Below are 1,550 nucleotides of genomic sequence, written 5' to 3'. Positions count from 1 at the left end.
GCCAACGATTGATCCCGTATGTGAGGCCAATGAAGTTCAACGGCCGCGGCTGTTCGCCTTCTACGCGCCTGGGCGGGGACCGGTGGAGAAACCCCCAAACAAAAAGCGGGCGCCCGTCACAAAGACGGACGCCCGCAAACCACACGCGGTTACTGGTTGGCGATGACGCTCACGCCGCTGAATGCGGACTCGCCGACCAGCTTGATGTAGTACGTACCCGCCACCGGCGCGGTGAAGCGCACGGTTTCACTGTTGCCCGGACGGGTCGACTTGGCGTCGAACACGGTCGCGGTCGGCTCCTTGCCCTGGCTGACGTACACCGACACGTTGCCGCTGCCACCGTAGGTGAGCAGGCTCAGCACCTTGCCGGCCTGGGCGTCGAAGCTGTACAGCACTTCGCTGCCACCGGCGCCGCTGAGGCCGCCCACGGCCACCTTGTTGGTCAGCGGAATCGCGGTCGGACCGCAGTTCTCGGTGCACTCTTCTTCCAGCGCCTTTGCCAGCGCGGCCTTGGCGTCGACGATGCCGGTACCGATCGGGGTCGCCGCCGGGATGGTCACCGGGAACTTGCGCGCCGTTTCCTTCAGCAGGGTTTCCAGCTGGGCCGGGGTGAACGCGTCGCGGTTGTTGGCGATGCGGGCGCTCTGCACCAGCGCGGCGACCGCGGCCACGTGCGGGGAGGACATCGAGGTGCCGCCCTTGCCGCCGTAATCGGAGGTCCCCAGCTCAGGCGAGGTGGCACTGCTGGAAATCGCCTGCCAGATGTAGCCGCCCGGATTGCCATCCACGCTGCCACCGCCGCCCGGGGCCGACAGATCCACCGCCGCACCATAGTTGGAGTAGTAGGTGATGCCGCCGGTGATGCGCGTGGCACCCACCGCGACGACGTTGTTGCAGTTGGCCGGACGGGCGTTGGAGACATTGCCGCCAGCGTTGCCTGCCGCCACCACCACCAGCGTGCCGCGCGACACCGCACCGTTGATCGCGGCCTGGTAGACCGGATCGCAGGCGCCGCTGCCGCCCAGGCTCATGTTGATGATCTCGGCCGGATTGGCGTTGGCCGGGATCCCCGCGACCGTACCGCCCGAGGCCCAGGTGATGGCATCGGCGATATCCGACAGGCTGCCACCGCACTTGCCAAGCACGCGCACCGGCAGCACCTTGGCCTTGTAGGCGACGCCGGCCATGCCGACGCCGTTGTTGGTGGCCTCGGCGACCGTGCCGGCCACGTGGGTGCCGTGCCAGGAGCTGTCTTCGGCCAGCGAGCCGGTGTAGCACTCGTTGTCGTTCTCCACCCAGTCGCCGTAATCCAGCGCACCCGGGACGCGTGCGTCGGTCGGGCGGCGCGAGGTCTCCGCATCGCTGATGAAATCGTAGCCTTCCAGCAGGTTGCCGCTGAAGTCTTCATGGTTGGGCAGGATGCCGGTATCGATCACCGCCACCACCACGCCCTCGCCCTGCGAGACATCCCACGCCGACGGCGCATTGATGCCGCCGGTGGCATTACCGAAGTGCCACTGGTACTGCGCGTAATACGGATCGTTGGGCAC

General features: G+C 67.3%; 1 protein-coding gene. It reads right to left on the bottom strand.

All coding sequences use genetic code 11. The features are described 5' to 3' along the window. Nucleotides 1-149: 149 nt before the first annotated feature. Nucleotides 150-1,550: S8 family peptidase (locus ACXJKH_RS20305; RefSeq protein ID WP_457322068.1), on the bottom strand; the 1,401-nt coding region annotated here is incomplete at its 5' end.

Source organism: Stenotrophomonas sp. P5_B8 (assembly GCF_054049855.1).
Note: the sequence above shows the minus strand (reverse complement) of the source record. Positions and strands in the feature narration are given on the sequence as shown.